The sequence below is a fragment of the Cupriavidus sp. UME77 genome, assembly GCF_014170355.1.
GTDB lineage: Bacteria > Pseudomonadota > Gammaproteobacteria > Burkholderiales > Burkholderiaceae > Cupriavidus > Cupriavidus basilensis.
Window position 1 is genome coordinate 15509 of the sequence record NZ_LZZU01000096.1, and the last position, 16221, is coordinate 31729.

General features: G+C 66.9%; 15 protein-coding genes. 7 read left to right on the forward strand and 8 right to left on the reverse strand.

Going from position 1 to position 16221, the window contains the following annotated elements; genetic code table 11:
* Positions 1 to 3: 3 nt before the first annotated feature.
* Positions 4 to 252, reverse strand: coding sequence for a DUF6388 family protein (locus A9975_RS36675; protein WP_183037017.1), 249 nt, complete (start codon positions 250 to 252; stop codon positions 4 to 6).
* Positions 253 to 407: 155 nt separating this feature from the next.
* Positions 408 to 806: a hypothetical protein gene (locus A9975_RS36680; protein WP_183037018.1), complete on the reverse strand. Its 399-nt coding sequence runs from the start codon at positions 804 to 806 to the stop codon at positions 408 to 410.
* Positions 807 to 1119: 313 nt separating this feature from the next.
* Between A9975_RS36680 and A9975_RS36685 the strand changes: the two genes are divergently transcribed.
* Together A9975_RS36685 and A9975_RS36690 are read left to right on the forward strand one after the other, a co-directional pair.
* The gene (locus A9975_RS36685) at positions 1120 to 1698 is read left to right on the forward strand and encodes a YSC84-related protein (protein WP_183037019.1); all 579 of its coding nucleotides are present in this window, start codon (positions 1120 to 1122) and stop codon (positions 1696 to 1698) included.
* A 185-nt stretch (positions 1699 to 1883) separates the two neighbouring features.
* Positions 1884 to 2783, forward strand: coding sequence for a recombination-associated protein RdgC (locus A9975_RS36690; RefSeq protein ID WP_183037020.1), 900 nt, complete (start codon positions 1884 to 1886; stop codon positions 2781 to 2783).
* Positions 2784 to 2825: 42 nt separating this feature from the next.
* Here A9975_RS36690 and A9975_RS36695 read toward each other — a convergent pair whose 3' ends face one another.
* Positions 2826 to 3641 carry an IclR family transcriptional regulator gene (locus A9975_RS36695; RefSeq protein ID WP_183037072.1) on the reverse strand — a complete coding sequence of 272 codons (816 nt, stop codon included), beginning with the start codon at positions 3639 to 3641 and terminating at the stop codon, positions 2826 to 2828.
* Positions 3642 to 3879: 238 nt separating this feature from the next.
* Here A9975_RS36695 and A9975_RS36700 point away from each other — a divergent pair, with 238 nt between their 5' ends.
* A complete protein-coding gene (locus tag A9975_RS36700) occupies positions 3880 to 4863 on the forward strand; it encodes a tripartite tricarboxylate transporter substrate binding protein (protein ID WP_183037021.1) in 984 nt (327 codons plus the stop codon).
* Between the two features lie 56 nt (positions 4864 to 4919).
* Complete coding sequence (locus A9975_RS36705) at positions 4920 to 7268, forward strand: cytochrome P450/oxidoreductase (protein ID WP_183037022.1); 2349 nt, start codon at positions 4920 to 4922, stop codon at positions 7266 to 7268.
* Positions 7269 to 7281: 13 nt separating this feature from the next.
* Here the strand turns inward: A9975_RS36705 and A9975_RS36710 are convergent, their stop codons facing one another.
* Together A9975_RS36710 and A9975_RS36715 are read right to left on the reverse strand one after the other, a co-directional pair.
* The gene (locus A9975_RS36710; RefSeq protein ID WP_183037023.1) at positions 7282 to 7908 is read right to left on the reverse strand and encodes a glutathione S-transferase family protein; all 627 of its coding nucleotides are present in this window, start codon (positions 7906 to 7908) and stop codon (positions 7282 to 7284) included.
* Between the two features lie 68 nt (positions 7909 to 7976).
* Positions 7977 to 8333 (reverse strand): GFA family protein, encoded by a 357-nt coding sequence (locus tag A9975_RS36715; protein WP_183037024.1) that lies wholly within the window; start codon positions 8331 to 8333, stop codon positions 7977 to 7979.
* A 97-nt stretch (positions 8334 to 8430) separates the two neighbouring features.
* On the opposite strand from A9975_RS36715, the gene A9975_RS36720 reads away from it, so the two are divergent.
* Positions 8431 to 9276: a helix-turn-helix transcriptional regulator gene (locus tag A9975_RS36720; RefSeq protein ID WP_183037025.1), complete on the forward strand. Its 846-nt coding sequence runs from the start codon at positions 8431 to 8433 to the stop codon at positions 9274 to 9276.
* Positions 9277 to 9284: 8 nt separating this feature from the next.
* Here A9975_RS36720 and A9975_RS36725 read toward each other — a convergent pair whose 3' ends face one another.
* Complete coding sequence (locus tag A9975_RS36725; RefSeq protein ID WP_183037026.1) at positions 9285 to 10205, reverse strand: LysR family transcriptional regulator; 921 nt, start codon at positions 10203 to 10205, stop codon at positions 9285 to 9287.
* 124 nt (positions 10206 to 10329) lie between these two features.
* Here A9975_RS36725 and A9975_RS36730 point away from each other — a divergent pair, with 124 nt between their 5' ends.
* Positions 10330 to 11253, forward strand: a complete 924-nt coding sequence (locus tag A9975_RS36730) for a DMT family transporter (protein ID WP_183037027.1) — start codon at positions 10330 to 10332, stop codon at positions 11251 to 11253.
* A gap of 74 nt (positions 11254 to 11327) precedes the next feature.
* Positions 11328 to 11654, forward strand: coding sequence for a thioredoxin family protein (locus tag A9975_RS36735; protein ID WP_183037028.1), 327 nt, complete (start codon positions 11328 to 11330; stop codon positions 11652 to 11654).
* 110 nt (positions 11655 to 11764) lie between these two features.
* Here the strand turns inward: A9975_RS36735 and A9975_RS36740 are convergent, their stop codons facing one another.
* Positions 11765 to 12967, reverse strand: coding sequence for a ribonucleotide-diphosphate reductase subunit beta (locus A9975_RS36740; protein ID WP_174423024.1), 1203 nt, complete (start codon positions 12965 to 12967; stop codon positions 11765 to 11767).
* A gap of 83 nt (positions 12968 to 13050) precedes the next feature.
* Positions 13051 to 15993: a ribonucleoside-diphosphate reductase subunit alpha gene (locus tag A9975_RS36745; protein WP_183037029.1), complete on the reverse strand. Its 2943-nt coding sequence runs from the start codon at positions 15991 to 15993 to the stop codon at positions 13051 to 13053.
* Positions 15994 to 16221 lie beyond the last annotated feature (228 nt).

A 16221-nucleotide genomic window follows, 5' to 3' on the forward strand; every position in this document is an offset into this window, starting at 1 on the left:
CATCTAGCGCCGCGGCGCCGGCGCCGCGCGCTCGCCCAGGTACACCAGCAGCAGCGCCTCGGCGGTGAGGCCCCGGAGCCTGGCTTCGCGGCCGATGGCGCGCTCGAGCTCCGAGAGCTGGAAGGCTTCCACGCTCATGCCGACTGCGTGCGCGTGGCGCGGGGTGATGAACTTGAGCAGCGCCACCACTTCGGGGTTGTCGGCGAGAAAACGCTCGTGGGCAAGTTGCAAGCGTTCGGGGGAAAGAGTCATCGGGAAGGGACCGCAATAAGGTGGTGGGTGGGGCGCGACGGCCTGGTGAGCAGGTACGAAGCAGGAATGCGCGCCAGCGCCCGCGCATTACACCACAGCCGTGCCGGAGCCCCCAACCGCGGTGCAATCGGAGCGCAAGCGCAGGCCTCGCCGCGCTATTGCGCCTTGGCGGTATAGCGCTCCCGCTCGACATAGCGGACCAGGTAGTTGCGGGTCTTGGCTTCGGTATCCTGGCTCACCCGGTCAGCGGCCTGGCGAGCGCCATCGCGCCCATGCGAGGACACCATCTGTGCATCCAGGTAATCGCGAAACGCCGTGTGCATGGCGTCGAGCCGGGGCCGACACGCCTTGAGCGCCGCGCTGGTGAGATCCTGCGCAGAGGCGCTGCTGGCCATGCCGGCATCGGCCTGGTCCTTGGCGCAAGTGGTATAGGCGGCACGCAGGGACTGCCACTGCTCGTTGGCTTCACTGACGGCTTGCGGATCGGCGGGCGCGCGCGAGGCGCAGGCTGCTGCCAGCAGCGTAACGGGGATGAGAGCGAGAACGGATTTCATGTTGCATGGACCTGCGGCGCACGCCGGGGTTCCTGGACTGCCGGGAATGCGCCCGACAAAGCCGCCGCCGCCATGTAGGACAGGCACGCTCAAAAATGCAGCCCCCGTCCTACAGCATTCCGCGCGCGTGCTTTGTATATTTTACAGAAGCGGGGAGAGGTCCATCGGCATTCGGGGAAAACCCCATGACCCGGCTGGCCACATGATTTCACATTTCTACAAGTGCCGATTACGCCTATCCTTAATGTGACGTGCGTAGAGTGGCTCCGGGGTATCCGGTGCAGTGAGAGGTAAAACAATCAGGAGAGTGAGCATGGAACGCAGATCGTTTCTGACGGTAGGGGCTGGACTGGTGGTGGCAAGTTCGGGCCTGCTGGGCGCGTGTACGACCACACCCAACGCACCCACCGACAAGTCCGCCAAGCGCCGCGAGATCGATGGCGGCGTGGATGGTGCGCTCAACAAGCTGTACGAGACGGCGAAGGGCTCGCGCGAGCTCGCCAACCGCGCGCGCGGCATCCTGGTCTTCCCCAACGTCCTCTCGGCCGGCTTCTTCGTGGGCGGCGAATATGGCGATGGCGCACTGCGCGCGGGGGGCGCCAACCGTGGCTATTACCGTCTCATCACGGGCTCGTTCGGCTTTCAGTTCGGGGCGCAGTCCAAGGCCGTCATCCTGATGTTCATTACGCAGGATGCATTCGACAAGTTCGTCGCCAGCAGCGGCTGGACCGCCGGCGTGGACGCTACCGTGGCGCTGGCCAAGATTGGCGCCAATGGCACCCTGGACACCAATACCGCCCAGCAGCCCGTGGTTGGCTTCGTGGTCACCAATGCAGGCCTGATGGCCGGCGTGAGCCTGGAAGGCTCCAAGATCAGCAAGCTCGACATCTGAGGCCGCGCCGCGTGCCGGCCTGGCGCCGGCCCACATGCGGGGGGCCGGGTTGCGAAGGCAGCCCGGCCCCTGACTTTTTCCGGCCCTGCTGCCACGGCGCCGCCACACCGGCCAAACTCCCTCACGCATTGTTACCGCATGCGCCACGCTAACCGGCTAGAATCCGTCCCTTTGGCCGAATTCACATGTGGTTCAAGAATCTCCAGCTGCACCGTCTGTCCGCACCGTGGTCCCTCGCCGCCGAAGAGGTCGAGGAATGCCTGGCGCGCCACGCATTTTTCCCTGGCACCAGCCTGGAGATGCAAACCCAGGGCTGGGCCTCGCCGCGTGACAACGGCGCGCTCGTCCACCAGGTCGGCAAGCAGTTGCTGCTGACCATGCGCACCGAAAAGAAGCTGCTGCCGTCCACCGTGGTCAACCAGGTCACCAAGGCCCGCGCCGTGGAGCTGGAAGAGCAGCAAGGCTTCAAGCCGGGCCGCAAGCAGATGCGCGAGCTCAAGGAGCAGGTCACCGAAGAACTGCTGCCACGCGCGTTCAGCATCCGGCGCGACACCCGCGTGTGGATCGACCCGGTCAATGGCTGGCTCGCCATCGACGCAGCCTCCCCGGCCAAGGCCGACGAAGTGCGCGGCCTGCTGTTCAAGGCCATCGACCCGCTGCCGCTGGACAACCTGCATGTGAACCAGTCGCCGGTCACCGCCATGACCGACTGGCTGGCCACCGACACGGCCCCGGCCGGCTTCACCCTCGACCAGGAAATGGAGCTGCAATCCAGCGCCGAGAGCAAGGCCACGGTGCGTTATGTGCGCCATCCGCTGGATGCCGAGGACCTGCGCCGCCACATTGCCGCCGGCAAGCGCTGCACGCGCCTGGCGATGACCTGGAACGACCGCGTGTCCTTCGTGCTCACCGAGTCGCTGACCATCAAGCGCGTGGCCCCGCTGGACGTGATCAAGGAGCAGGCCGACCCGAGCGCCCGCGACGACGAAGAACGCTTCGACGGTGACTTCACCATGATGGCCGGCGAACTGGCCAACCTGCTGTCGGACCTGACCGCCGCGCTCGGCGGCGAACGCAAGCTGTAAGCCAGCGCGTCAGCGGGCCGCCCAGGCCGGTTCAACCTGGATTCAGGCGGCGCCGCCCGGCGGCGCCGCGCCGTAGCCCAGCAATCTGCTGGCGACCTGTGCCTCATGGCGCACAGCCACGGCGATGGGCCCATGCATCGACGCATCGAAGCCGCCGCTGGCACCCAGCGCGGTGAGCACCGCGCAGATGCGGCCCGTGTAGTCATACAGCGGCGCCGCCACGGCGCTGATGCCTTTCAGGTTGGTATCGCGCACCACCGCGCACCCGGCGGCTTGCACTTCGCTGCGCAGCACGCCGATGGGGTCATCGCGATCGAGTTGCGCGCGCAGGTCCGCCGGCGCCGCCGCGAGTTCTTCTTCCGCCATCGCCCGCACCCGCGGCTCGTCCAGCAAGCCCAGCAGCGCGCGGCCCGTGGCCGACCACAGCATCGGCATCACCGAACCCACCCGCACATTGACCGTCACGGGCAGCCCCGGCTCCTCGAAGCGCACGATGGTCGGGCCCTTGTTGCCCATCACCGCCACAAAGCAGGTCACGTCCAGGCTCTCGCGCAGGCGGACCAGCGACGGCTCGGCGATCCGGATCGGATCGACCTGCCGCATCGCTGCCAGGCCGATCAGCATGGCCTCCACGCCCAGAAAATACTGCTGCGATGCCGACGCCTGCGCCACCAGCCCCTCGTCGATCAGGCTGGCCAGGTAGCGGTGCACCTTGGCCGGGCTCTCGCCGATATGCGCAGCCAGCGCGGTCAGGCTGGCGCGCCCGCCAAGGTTGGCCAGGCCCTTGAGCACCGTCATGCCGGTCTGCGCCGATTGCACGCGCTGGCGGCGCTCGCGCGCCGGCGGTTCAGCGGGCATGGCGGCGTCGGCGGGATCAGCGGGATCGCCCGAGGTGCCTGAGGTGCGTGAGGTGCGTGAGGCGCTTGGGTTGGTTCTTGTCTTCATGGGCGGAGATTCTAGTGCTGTGCATGGCGCGGCGGCATCAATCCCACGTTAACCCGCATCGCCATATTACGCAATGCGTATATCATTTACGCATAACAACGCCGGACCGCGCCACGCCTCGACCGGCACCCAAACGGGAACAGGAGACAAGATGATCACCATTCGCAAATGCATCGCCGCAGGCCTTGGCCTGGCCGCCATTCCCATGCTGGCGGCCACCGCTGCCGCCGAGCCGGCCTACCCCACCAAGCCGGTGCGCTGGATCGTGCCGTACGCAGCCGGCGGCGGCTCGGACTTCCTGGCGCGCTCCATCGGCCAGGTCCTCTCGGCCCGGCTTGGCCAGCCCGTGCTGGTGGACAACAAGCCGGGCGGCAATACCGCGATCGGCGCAGCGGAAACCGCACGCGCGCCGGCAGACGGCTACACCGTGCTGTCGGCGGACAACGGCACGCTGGTGTTCAACCCGGCGTTGTACAAGACGCTTTCCTACAACCCGGTCAAGGACCTGGCGCCAGTCACCTTGCTGGGCCGCTTTCCGATGATCCTGGTGGTGGGCCCGGGCATGAACGTCAACACCGTGCAGGAGTTCGTCGCCCGCGCCAAATCCAAGCCGGGCGGCATCGACTACGCCTCGGCCGGTGCCGGCAGCCCGCACCATCTCGCCATGGAACTGCTCAAGGTGGAGGCCGGGCTGAACATGGTCCACGCGCCCTATCGCGGCGCGGCGCCCGCGCTGGCCGACGTGGCCGGCGGCCAGGTCCCGGCCATGATGGTCGACCTGGCCGCGGGCGCGGGTTTCATCAAGGGCGGCAAGGTCAAGGCGCTGGCCGTGGCCAACCCGACCCGCCTGCCCCAGTTGCCGGACGTGCCGACCTTTGCCGAGGCAGGCTACAAGAACGTGGAGGCCGCCGCGCTGGTGGGCATGGTGGTGCCGGCCGCCACGCCGCCGGAGATCGTCGCCACGCTGAACAAGCAGGTGGTGGCCGCGATCAAGGACCCGGGCGTGAACAAGCGGCTGGTGGACTTCGGCGTGGAACCGGTCGGCAACACGCCCGCGCAATACGCCGAACTGCTGCGCAGCGAGACCACGCGCTGGCACAAGCTGATCCGCGACCTGAAGATCACGCTGGAGTAACCGCGGCGCACCGCACCCGCCCCCCTCCCCGCAAACGAGAACACGGAGCAACAAGCATGGCCAACGCCACCCCCAATCCACACGCCTCGGGATGTCCCGTTGACCATCGCTTGCTGACAGCGCTGCGCTCGCCCACCGGCTGCCCGGTCAGCCCGGGCGCGGCCAGCTTCGATCCCTTCGAGGATGGCTACCAGCAGGACCCGCCCGAGTACGTGCGCTGGGCGCGCGAGCAGGAGCCGGTCTTCTACAGCCCCAAGCTGGGCTACTGGGTGGTGACGCGCTACGACGACATCAAGGCGATCTTCCGCGACAACCTCACCTTCAGCCCCTCCATCGCGCTGGAGAAGATCACGCCGACGGGGCCGGAAGCCAACGCCGTGCTGGCGTCCTACGGCTACGCCATGAACCGCACGCTGGTCAACGAAGACGAGCCTGCGCACATGCCGCGCCGCCGCGTGCTGATGGCGCCGTTTACGCCAGAGGAACTCAAGCATCACGAGCCCATGGTGCGCAAGCTCGCGCGCGAGTATGTCGACCGCTTTGTCGACGACGGCCGCGCCGACCTGGTCGACCAGATGCTGTGGGAAGTGCCGCTGACCGTGGCCCTGCATTTTCTCGGCGTGCCCGAGGAAGACATGGACCTGCTGCGCAAATACTCCATCGCGCATACCGTCAATACCTGGGGCCGGCCCAGGCCGCAGGAGCAGGTCGAAGTCGCGCACGCCGTGGGCAACTTCTGGCAGCTGGCGGGCAAGATCCTCGACAAGATGCGGCAGGACCCGTCCGGCCCGGGCTGGATGCGCTATGGCATCCGCAAGCAGGTGGAGTATCCGGAGATCGTCACCGACTCCTACCTGCACTCGATGATGATGGCCGGCATTGTCGCCGCGCATGAAACCACGGCCAACGCCACGGCCAATGCCATGAAGCTGCTGCTGCAGCATCCGCGCGCCTGGCAGGAGATCTGCGAAGACCCGGGCCTGATCCCGAACGCGGTAGAGGAATGCCTGCGGCACAACGGCTCGGTGGCGGCCTGGCGGCGCCTGGCCACGCGCGACGTGCAGGTAGGCGGCGTCGACATTCCCGCCGGCGCCAAGCTGCTGATCGTGACGTCCTCGGCCAACCACGACGAGCGGCACTTCGCCGATGCGGATCTCTTCGACATCCGCCGCGAGAACGCCAGCGACCAACTCACCTTCGGCTACGGCTCGCACCAGTGCATGGGCAAGAACCTGGCGCGCATGGAGATGCAGGTCTTCCTGGAGGAGCTCACGCGGCGCCTGCCCCATATGCGCCTGGCAGAGCAGCGATTCAGCTACGTGCCGAACACCTCGTTCCGCGGGCCCGAGCACGTGTGGGTGGAATGGGACCCGAAGCAAAACCCCGAGCGCGCCAACCCCGCGCTGCTGGACGTACAAGTGCCGGTGCGCATTGGCGAGCCTTTGGGGCATGCAATCAGCCGGCCGGTGGTGGTGGCCAGCGTGACCCAGGCGGCCGAGGGCATTGTCCGGCTGCGGCTGGTGTCGCCCGATGGCAAGCCGATGCCGCGCTGGGCGCCGGGCTCGCACATCGATGTGGAATGCGCAGGCACCGGTCTGTCGCGGCAATACTCCCTTTGCGGCGACCCGGACGACAGCGGCGCGCTGGAGATCGCCGTGCTGCGCGAAGCGCAAGGCCGTGGCGGCTCCGCTTGGGTGCATGACAGCGTCAAGGCCGGCGACCGCCTGAAGATCCGCGGCCCGCGCAACCATTTCCGGATGGATGAGGCCGCGGGCAAGCTGATCCTGATCGCCGGGGGCATCGGCATCACGCCCGTCAGCGCCATGGCGCGGCGCGCCAAGGCGCTCGGCATGGACTACGCCTTGCACTACAGCGGGCGCTCGCGTGCGTCCATGGCGCTGCTCGACGAGCTCATCGCGCTGCACGGCAATCGCCTGCATGTCTACGCCAAGGATGAAGGCCAGCGCAACGATTTCGCCAGCCTGCTCGGGCAGCCCCAGGCGGATACGCAGATCTACGCCTGCGGCCCCGCGCGCATGCTGGCAGCACTGCAGGAACAGTGCGCCGGCTGGCCCGGCGATGCGCTGCGCATCGAGCATTTCGAGTCGGCGCTGGCCACGCTGGATCCCGGCCAGGAGCAAGCGTTCGAAGCCGTGCTGAAGGACTCCGGCATTGTCGTCGCGGTCGCCCCGGGCCAGACGCTGCTGGCCGCGCTGCGCGCCGCCAACATCGACATGCAAAGCGATTGCGAGGAAGGCCTGTGCGGCTCCTGCGAGGTGCGCGTGCTGGCCGGCGAAATCGACCACCGCGACGTGGTGCTCACGCGCGCGGAGCGCGAGGCCAACACCAAGATGATGGCCTGCTGCTCGCGCGCGAAATGCCAGCGGATCGTGCTGGAGCTATAAGCGCGGCGCTCGCTCAGCCGCCCTGCTCTGCTGCCAGCTTCGCATCGATGGCACGCGCCCGCGCCACCGCCGGGCGCGCGTTGATGCGGTCGATATAAGCCTGCACCACCGGCGTCGCTTCGACCAGCTTGAACATGGTGGTCCAGGTCAGCGCGGTGCCCCACAGCACGTCGGCCGCGGTGAAGGTGTCGCCCAGCAGGTAGGGGCCTTTTTCCAGCTGGCCCAGCAGCGTGCCGATGGTGGTGTCGTAATCGCCGTAAGGGCACATCGCGCGCGGCGTCTCGCGCTGCTGCGAGCGGTCCACCAGCGCCGGCTCGAAGCAGGAACCGTAGAACACCATCCAGCGCAGGTAAGGCCCGCGCAGCGGATCGGTCAGCGCGGGCGCCAGCCTCGCCTGCTGGAACAGGTCGGCCAGGAAGATGAACACGGCCGCCTGCTCCGTCACCAGCGCATCGCCATAGCGGATGGCCGGCACCTTGCCCATCGGATTGATGGCCAGGTAAGCCGGCTCGCGTTGCTCGCCGGCCTTCATATTGAGGGGGTGGAGACGATACGGCACGCCGAGCTCCTCAAGCAGGATCAGCGCGCCGGTGGAACGCGTATTGGGCGAATGGAACAGGGTCAGTTCGGGCTGGGACATGGCATTGGCTCCGGGGGAAAACCGTGCAAATCAGGGCGAGGGGCGCTGTGAAGCGCGCCCCTCGCGGATCAAGCGCTGGCGCCGTCGACTTTCTTAGGCTGGAGCTGCGCCAGGTCGACGCCGTCGAGGCACCGCACATTGATCGCCGCCACGGCCGAGCCATCCGGCATGCTGCCCAGCGCGTAGGCTTCCACGCCGCAGGTTTCGCAGAAGCGATGGTCGATCACATGCTTGTTGAACTTGTAGGTGCGCGTGGCCTGCGCACCGTCGGTCAGCGTGAATCTATCTGCCGGCGTGAACGACCAGATGAAGCCGCGCTTGCTGCACAGCGAGCAATTGCACTCGATGGCGCCGGCCAGGTCGACATCCACTGCGTAGCGCACGGCGCCGCAATGGCAGCCGCCGGTGTAATGGGTTACGGTCATGGTGGTCTCCGATAGAATTTCGTTCATCTTGCGCATCTTGGGCATCTTGCGCATCTTGCGTGCCTGCCGCAGCCCGTAGTTTTACACCGATATCCCCATGCCCCGATTGGAAAAACGCGACACGCACGCGCCCGTCACCGCTGCGCCCAAGGGCATTGTCGACCCGCTCGGCACGCAACGGCGCATCCGCCTCGGCCGTTACCTGCCGTCGGCGGCGCTGGCGCCCTTTGTCGAGCATTACTGGATCGTCGAGTGGGACCTGGCGGGACACCCGCCGCAGGTGCAGCGCGTGCTGCCCTATCCGAACGCCAACCTGGTATTCGACCGCGGCCAGACAGCGCTCTTCGGCGTGGTGCGCGGCGTGTTCGACCGCACGCTGGAAGGTGCCGGCCATGTGCTCGGCGTGCGCTTTCGCGTAGGCGGCCTGCGCCCCTTGCTGGACGAGCCCGTCTGCGCGCTGACCGACACCACGCGTCCGGCGCGCACGCTGCTGTCATGCGACGCACACCGCGCCGAAATGCTGGTGCTGGCTGCCGGCGGCGACGAAGCCATGGTGCGCGCCGCCGAAGCGCTGTTGGGCGGCGCGCTGCCGCCGCCCGACCCCATCGTGGATCAACTGCAGGCCATCGTCGCGCATGCCGCCAGCGCCGAAGGACCCGCCAGCGTGGAGTCGCTGGCGCAGCATGCCGGCATGGGCGTGCGCGCCTTGCAACGGTTGTTCCAGGACTACGTGGGCGTATCGCCCAAGTGGGTGCTGCGCCGCTACCGCCTGCAAGAGGCGGCATGGCAGCTCGCGCGCGGCGAGCCGGTCGGGCTGGCGCAGCTCGCCGCCGAGCTCGGCTACTTCGACCAGGCCCACCTGACGCGAGATTTCACCAGGCTGGTAGGCATATCCCCGGGCGACTACCAGCGCTCGCAGCAGGGGCCGGCCGGCGCACGCTGAGCGGCAAGTCAGCCCGCGCTGCCGATGTGCGCGGCCAGGTAATCGATCAATGCCCGCACCTTGGGCGGCAGGAAGCGGTTGGGCGGATAGAGCAGCCACACCGTCCCCACATAGGCGCGTGCCTGCAATTCCCAGTCTGGCAACACCTGCACCAGTTCGCCCGCCTGCAAGGCAAGGGCCGCGGTGAACTCGGGCAGGCTGGCGATGCCAAGATCCTGCTGCGCCGCTTCCAGCCGCGCGCCGGCGTGGTTGGCGACATAGCGCCCGCTCACCGTCACGGTCTGCGTCTCGGTGTCGCGACGCAAGCGCCAGCGGTTGTCGTCGGCGGTTTCCCCCAGGTACAGGCAATCATGCTCCGCCAGATCGCGCGGCTGCGCCGGCGTGCCGCGCGCACGCAGATAGGCGGGCGAGGCGCACAGCACCCAGCGCACCGCGCCCAGGCGCCGCCCGGCCAAGCCGGGCGGCGGGTGCTCGGTCAGCCGGATCACCAGGTCGAGGTCGTCGGCAAGGGGATCGGTCTCGTGGTCGGTAAACAGCAACTGCAGGTCCACTTCCGGATAAGCCTGCAGGAAAGCCGGTACCAGCGGATGGATCACCGTCTTGGCAAATGCAGTCGGCGCGCTGACGCTGACCCTGCCCTGCGGCCTGCCCACCACATGGCCGGCGGCGTCCATCGCCCCCGCCGCGGCGCTCACCACGTCGCGGCAATAGCGGTACACCTCGGCGCCCGATTCCGTCATGCGCACCTTGCGGGTCGAGCGCTCCAGCAAGCGTGTGGCCAATGCCTCCTCCAGACGCTTGATCTGGCGGCTGACGGTGGATGGCGTGCTGCCAAGCTGGCGCGCGGCGACAGAAAAATTGCCCGCGTCGACCACGCGCGCGAACACCGCCATGTCGGGCAGCAAGGCAAAGAGATCAGCTTGGTTCATGAGGCGGCTCGCGGCGGGCAGAGGCGGATTAATGCATATGCGGCATAAAGGCTTTGCATTCCGACCCGATTATCGCCGTGGATGCAAAGCGGCACAATGCAGGACCGAACGCACAAGGTCCACCATGCCCGCGCCAAAAAAGCTGTTACTGCTGTCCGACCTGATGCTGCTCGCGGTCGCCGTGGTCTGGGGCAGCAGCTACGGCATCGTCAAGAGCGCACTGGTCTTCTACCCGGTACTCGGCCTGCTGACGCTGCGCTTTGGCATCACCTTCGTGGTGCTCTCGCCCACGCTGGCCGGGCTGCGCCGCACCGACGCCGCCACCCTGCGCGGGGTGCTGGGCACCGGTGTGCTGCTGCTCGGCATCTTCCTGTGCGAAACCTTCGGCGTGCTGCTAACGCGCGCCTCCAACGCCGCCTTCCTGATCAGCCTGTGCGTGGTGCTGACACCGCTGGCGGAGTGGCTGCTGCTCAAGCGCCGTCCAAGCCGCATCGAATGGGCGGCGGTGGCGCTCTCCCTGCTAGGCGCGTGGCTGCTGGCCGGCCACGGCGAACTGGGGTTCAACCTTGGCGACGGGCTGATCCTGGCCGCCGCCGTACTGCGCGCGCTGATGGTCTGCGCGACCAAGCGGCTGGTGCGGGGCCGGTCCATGCCGGCGCTGACGATGACGGCGGTGCAATCCGGCGTGGTCGCCCTCGGCAGCGCGGCCGTGGCACTGACGCTGGTGCCCGCGCAGTGGCAGCCCCTGCCGTCGTTCTCCGGCCACGCTGCGTTCTGGAGCTGTGTGCTGTGGCTGGTCGCCGCCTGCACGCTATTCGCCTTCTTCGCCCAGAACTATGCCATCCGGCGCAGCAGCCCCACGCGGGTGGCGCTGCTGATGGGCAGCGAGCCCGCCTTCGGCGCACTGTTCGCCAGCCTGTGGCTGGCAGAGAGCATCTCGGCCACGGCGTGGATCGGCGGCGGGCTGATCGTGGCGGCATCGTTGCTGGCCACGGTGCGCTGGGGCAAGCCTGCGGCCCCCGAGATACCGCAGGGCTCGCGGGCCTGACAGCAGGATCCGTTGCAGCCAGCCGCGGTCATACAATCCGTGCATGCCCATTTGGACAGGCGAGAGGATTTCCCATGACGATGACCGATGTGTATGGCCTGCGCGAGCCGGCCCGGGCCGAAATCGACGCCATCAAAGGCCCGGCCGTGATCGAGTTCGGCGCGCCCTGGTGCGGCTACTGCATGCGGGCGCAGCCCCACCTGGCCAGCGCCATGGCCAGCCATCCGGACGTCGCCCACATCAAGGTCGAGGACGGCAGCGGCAAGCCGCTCGGCCGCTCGTTCCGGATCAAGCTATGGCCCACGCTGGTGTTCATGCGCGACGGCGTGGAGGTGGCGCGCCTGGTGCGGCCGAGCGAGACACGGGCGATCGAGGAAGCGTTGAGACGGATTGCGGGCTGATGCTGGCCCGCACGGCTGATCCTTGATCGCCTATGCAAGCGCAAAGAAAAAAGCTCCCGAAGGAGCTTTTTTCTTTCTGCGTGGCGGCATTCACCGCTCGGCGGAAAAACTCAATCCCAGGACAACGCCCCACCGGTCTGATACTCGATGACGCGCGTCTCGAAGAAGTTGCGTTCCTTCTTCAGGTCGATCATCTCGCTCATCCACGGGAACGGGTTTTCCTCGTTCGGGAACAGCTGCTCGAGGCCGATCTGCTGGCAGCGGCGGTTGCAGATGAAGCGCAGGTAGCCCTTGAACATCGGTGCGTTCAGGCCCAGCACGCCGCGCGGCATGGTGTCCTCGGCGTAGCGGTATTCGAGGTCCACGGCCTTCTTGAACAGCGCGGTGATCTCTTCCTTGAACTCGGCGGTCCACAGGTGCGGATTCTCGAGCTTGATCTGGTTGATCAGGTCGATGCCGAAGTTGCAGTGCAGGGACTCGTCGCGCAGGATGTACTGGTACTGCTCGGCGGCGCCGGTCATCTTGTTCTGGCGGCCCATGGCCAGGATCTGCGTGAAGCCCACGTAGAAGAACAGGCCTTCCATGATGCAGGCGAACACGATCAGCGACTTGAGCAGCTTCTGGTCGTTCTCGGGCGTGCCGGTCTTGAAGGCCGGGTCGGTCAGCGTGTCGATGAACGGGATCAGGAACTCATCCTTGTCGCGGATCGACTGCACTTCGTGGTACGCATTGAAGATCTCGGCTTCATTGAGGCCGAGCGACTCCACGATGTACTGGTAGGCGTGCGTGTGGATCGCTTCTTCGAAGGCCTGGCGCAGCAGGTACTGGCGGCATTCCGGCGCGGTGATCTGGCGGTAGGTGCCCAGCACGATGTTGTTGGCGGCCAGCGAGTCGGCGGTCACGAAGAAGCCGAGGTTGCGCTTGATCACGCGGCGCTCGTCTTCGGTCAGGCCGTTCGGGTCCTTCCACAGCGCGATGTCGCGCGACATGTTGATTTCCTGCGGCATCCAGTGGTTGGCGCAGCCGGCCAGGTATTTTTCCCAGGCCCACTTGTACTTGAACGGCACCAGCTGGTTGACGTCGGTCGAGCCATTGATGACGCGCTTGTCGGCGGCGTTCACGCGGCGGTCCGTCGGCGCGTCGGACGCCGGCAGGTTGCCGAGGATACCCGTGGCGGCCGGCTGCGTGGCGGCCGGCGGCAGCACGCCGTGCTGGTCGACAGAGCGTGCGGCAGCAGGCGTGGCGGTGGGATTCGGCGCGGGCTGCGGGGCAGCCTGCGGGGTGGCTTGAACGTCGTCGTCCCAGCTCAGCATGGTGTGGTTCTCCGTGGAATGCTTTGGTTTGCCGCTGTCCTCGCCGCGCGAGCGGCGCGGCGAGGATCAGGGCAGGTAATGACTTACTGGCAGGCTTCGCACTCGTCGAAACCGGCGTCGCCCGGGCGCATCGTGCAGACCGCGCCTTCGGCTTCCGGCATGGCCGGTGCGGAGGCGGCGGCCTGGTCGATGCCGGCGGCGCTGATGCCGCCGTCGCTACCCGACGACACGGCGTTGAGCGAGCCGCGCGACACGGTGGACTTCTCCACGTGCGTGGCTGCCATCGTGCGCAGGTAGTACGTGGTCTTCAGGCCGCGCAGCCAGGCCAGCTTGTAGGTGTCGTCCAGCTTCTTGCCCGAGGCGCCGGCCATGTAGATGTTCAGGGACTGCGCCTGGTCGATCCACTTCTGGCGGCGGCTGGCGGCTTCCACCAGCCAGCTCGGCTCGACTTCGAAGGCCGTCGCGTAGATGTCGCGCAGGTCTTGCGGGATGCGGTCGATGCGGGCCAGCTTGCCGTCGAAGTACTTCAGGTCGGCGACCATGACTTCGTCCCACAGGCCACGTGCCTTCAGGTCGCGCACCAGGTAGTCGTTGACCACCGTGAACTCGCCCGACAGGTTGGACTTGACGTACAGGTTCTGGAAGGTCGGTTCGATGCAGGCCGACACGCCGATGATGTTCGAGATCGTTGCCGTCGGCGCGATCGCGATGCAGTTCGAGTTGCGCATGCCGTGCTGCTTGATGCGCGCGCGCAGGCTGTCCCAGTCCATGGTCGAGGAGTGATCCACTTCCAGGTAGCCGCCGCGCTCTTCGGCCAGCAGCTTGAGCGAGTCCTGCGGCAGGATGCCACGATCCCACAGCGAGCCTTCATAGGTGCTGTAGCGCCCGCGTTCTTCCGCCAGCTCGCTGGAGGCGCGGTAGGCGTAGTAGCACACCGCTTCCATCGAGGTGTCGGCGAACTGCACCGCGGCGTCGCTGGCGTACGGCAGGCGCAGCATGTGCAGGCAGTCCTGGAAGCCCATGATGCCCATGCCGACCGGGCGATGGCGCAGGTTGGAGTTGCGTGCCTTCTCGACCGCGTAGTAGTTGATGTCGATCACGTTGTCGAGCATGCGCATCGCGGTGCGGATGGTCTTCTCGAGCTTGGCGTGGTCGAGCACCTGGGTGCCGTCGGCCTGTTGCTTCAGGTGGGCGACCAGGTTCACCGAACCCAGGTTGCAAACGGCGATCTCGCTGTCGTTGGTGTTGAGCGTGATTTCCGTGCACAGGTTGGAGCTGTGCACCACGCCCACGTGCTGCTGCGGGCTGCGGATGTTGCACGGATCCTTGAAGGTGATCCAGGGATGGCCGGTCTCGAACAGCATGCCCAGCATCTTGCGCCACAGCTGCATGGCGGGGATCTTCTTGAACAGCTTGAGCTCGCCGCGGGCGGCCTTGGCTTCGTAGCCCAGGTAGGCTTCTTCGAATGCCTTGCCGACCAGGTCGTGCAGGTCCGGGCAGGTGGCGGGCGAGAACAGGGTCCATTCGCCGGCTTCCATCACGCGCTTCATGAACAGGTCGGGAATCCAGTTCGCCGTGTTCATGTCGTGGGTGCGGCGGCGATCGTCGCCGGTGTTCTTGCGCAGCTCGAGGAATTCCTCGATGTCCAGGTGCCAGGTTTCCAGGTAGGCGCAGACCGCGCCCTTGCGCTTGCCACCTTGATTGACCGCCACGGCGGTGTCGTTCACCACCTTCAGGAACGGCACCACGCCTTGCGACTTGCCGTTGGTGCCCTTGATGTGCGAGCCGAGGGCGCGCACATTGGTCCAGTCGTTGCCCAGGCCGCCTGCGAACTTCGACAGCAGCGCGTTTTCCTTCAGCGCCTCGTAGATGCCTTCCAGGTCGTCCGACACGGTGGTCAGGTAGCACGACGACAGCTGCGAGCGGCGGGTGCCCGAGTTGAACAGGGTCGGCGTGGATGACATGAAGTCGAACGACGACAGCAGCTGGTAGAACTCGATGGCACGGGCTTCGCGGTCCTTCTCGCCCAGCGCCAGGCCCATCGCCACGCGCATGAAGAATGCCTGCGGCATTTCGATGCGGGTCTCGTCGATGTGCAGGAAGTAGCGGTCGTACAGGGTCTGCAGGCCCAGGTAGTTGAACTGGAAGTCGCGCTGGGCGTCCAGTGCCGCGCCCAGGCGGGCCAGGTCATAGGTGGCCAGCTTCTCGTCCAGCAGCTCGGCTTCGATGCCGCGCGCGATGAACTTGGGGAAGTAGTCGGCGTAGCGCGACACCATCTCGGTCTGGGTCACTTCGGCGCCCAGGATTTCCTTGCGGATGGTGTGCAGCAGGATACGCGCGGTGACCTGGCTGTAGGCCGGGTCCTTCTCGATCAGGGTACGCGCGGCCAGGATGGCGGAGTCGTAGACCTGGGTCATCGGCACGCCGTCGTACAGGTTCTTCAGCGTTTCCTTGAGGATCGGCTCGGCGCTGACGGCATCGCCAAGGCCCGAGCAGGCGTTGTCGATCAGGCCATGCAGCGCGCCCAGGTCCAGCACGCGGGCCACGCCCGCATCGGTCACGTTGAACGTGGCGCCGCCTTCCTGCACGCGGGCCACCGCCTGGGCGTTTGCCTGGGCGCGTTCCTGGGTGCGCTTCTCGCGGTACAGCACGTAGGCGCGGGCCACTTCATGCTCGCCCGAGCGCATCAGCGCAAGCTCGACGTGATCCTGCACGTCTTCGATATGGAAGGTGCCGCCGTTAGGGCGGCTGCGCAACAGCGCGCGGACCACATTCTGGGTCACTTGCTCGACCACTTCGCGCACACGCGCCGAAGCGGCACCCTGCCCGCCGTTGACGGCGAGGAAGGCCTTGGTCACCGCGACCGAGATCTTGCTCGGCTCGAACGCCACGACGGCGCCGTTACGTCGGATGATCTTGTAGTCCTGGTAGCTGCCAGCGGCGGCAGTAGCGGGGCTCGACTGCGCGTTCGCTGCTGCACCGGCGCCAGTTGCGCCGGTGGAGATTTCGTTCTGGGCTGTCTGCATGAGGAACTCCTGTTCTGACCCGTGTTTTATGAGTGACAAAGAGTCCCGGGCAAAATGCGCAAAAAGGCTCGGACACGCCGGCCGGTCTTACCCGGGAGGGCGCGCTGCGATTGCTGGATTCTGCTGGGACTCTTGTGATGCGCCGGCCCTTCGGCGGACCGCAGCCATTGCTGCGGCGGTAACTGCACACCTAGGCCGGCTCCCCGAAAGCACCACTAGATCTAGTGG

Bases quoted from the DNA above. Each gene is read 5' to 3' on its own strand.
- A9975_RS36680 (WP_183037018.1), bottom strand. From the start codon at position 806: ATGAAATCCGTTCTCGCTCTCATCCCCGTTACGCTGCTGGCAGCAGCC.
- A9975_RS36705 (WP_183037022.1), top strand. From the start codon at position 4,920: ATGGCCAACGCCACCCCCAATCCACACGCCTCGGGATGTCCCGTTGAC.
- A9975_RS36725 (WP_183037026.1), bottom strand. From the start codon at position 10,205: ATGAACCAAGCTGATCTCTTTGCCTTGCTGCCCGACATGGCGGTGTTC.
- A9975_RS36695 (WP_183037072.1), bottom strand. From the start codon at position 3,641: ATGCCCGCTGAACCGCCGGCGCGCGAGCGCCGCCAGCGCGTGCAATCG.
- A9975_RS36675 (WP_183037017.1), bottom strand. From the start codon at position 252: ATGACTCTTTCCCCCGAACGCTTGCAACTTGCCCACGAGCGTTTTCTC.
- A9975_RS36700 (WP_183037021.1), top strand. From the start codon at position 3,880: ATGATCACCATTCGCAAATGCATCGCCGCAGGCCTTGGCCTGGCCGCC.
- A9975_RS36740 (WP_174423024.1), bottom strand. From the start codon at position 12,967: ATGCTGAGCTGGGACGACGACGTTCAAGCCACCCCGCAGGCTGCCCCG.
- A9975_RS36735 (WP_183037028.1), top strand. From the start codon at position 11,328: ATGACGATGACCGATGTGTATGGCCTGCGCGAGCCGGCCCGGGCCGAA.
- A9975_RS36730 (WP_183037027.1), top strand. From the start codon at position 10,330: ATGCCCGCGCCAAAAAAGCTGTTACTGCTGTCCGACCTGATGCTGCTC.
- A9975_RS36685 (WP_183037019.1), top strand. From the start codon at position 1,120: ATGGAACGCAGATCGTTTCTGACGGTAGGGGCTGGACTGGTGGTGGCA.
- A9975_RS36720 (WP_183037025.1), top strand. From the start codon at position 8,431: ATGCCCCGATTGGAAAAACGCGACACGCACGCGCCCGTCACCGCTGCG.
- A9975_RS36745 (WP_183037029.1), bottom strand. From the start codon at position 15,993: ATGCAGACAGCCCAGAACGAAATCTCCACCGGCGCAACTGGCGCCGGT.
- A9975_RS36690 (WP_183037020.1), top strand. From the start codon at position 1,884: ATGTGGTTCAAGAATCTCCAGCTGCACCGTCTGTCCGCACCGTGGTCC.
- A9975_RS36715 (WP_183037024.1), bottom strand. From the start codon at position 8,333: ATGACCGTAACCCATTACACCGGCGGCTGCCATTGCGGCGCCGTGCGC.
- A9975_RS36710 (WP_183037023.1), bottom strand. From the start codon at position 7,908: ATGTCCCAGCCCGAACTGACCCTGTTCCATTCGCCCAATACGCGTTCC.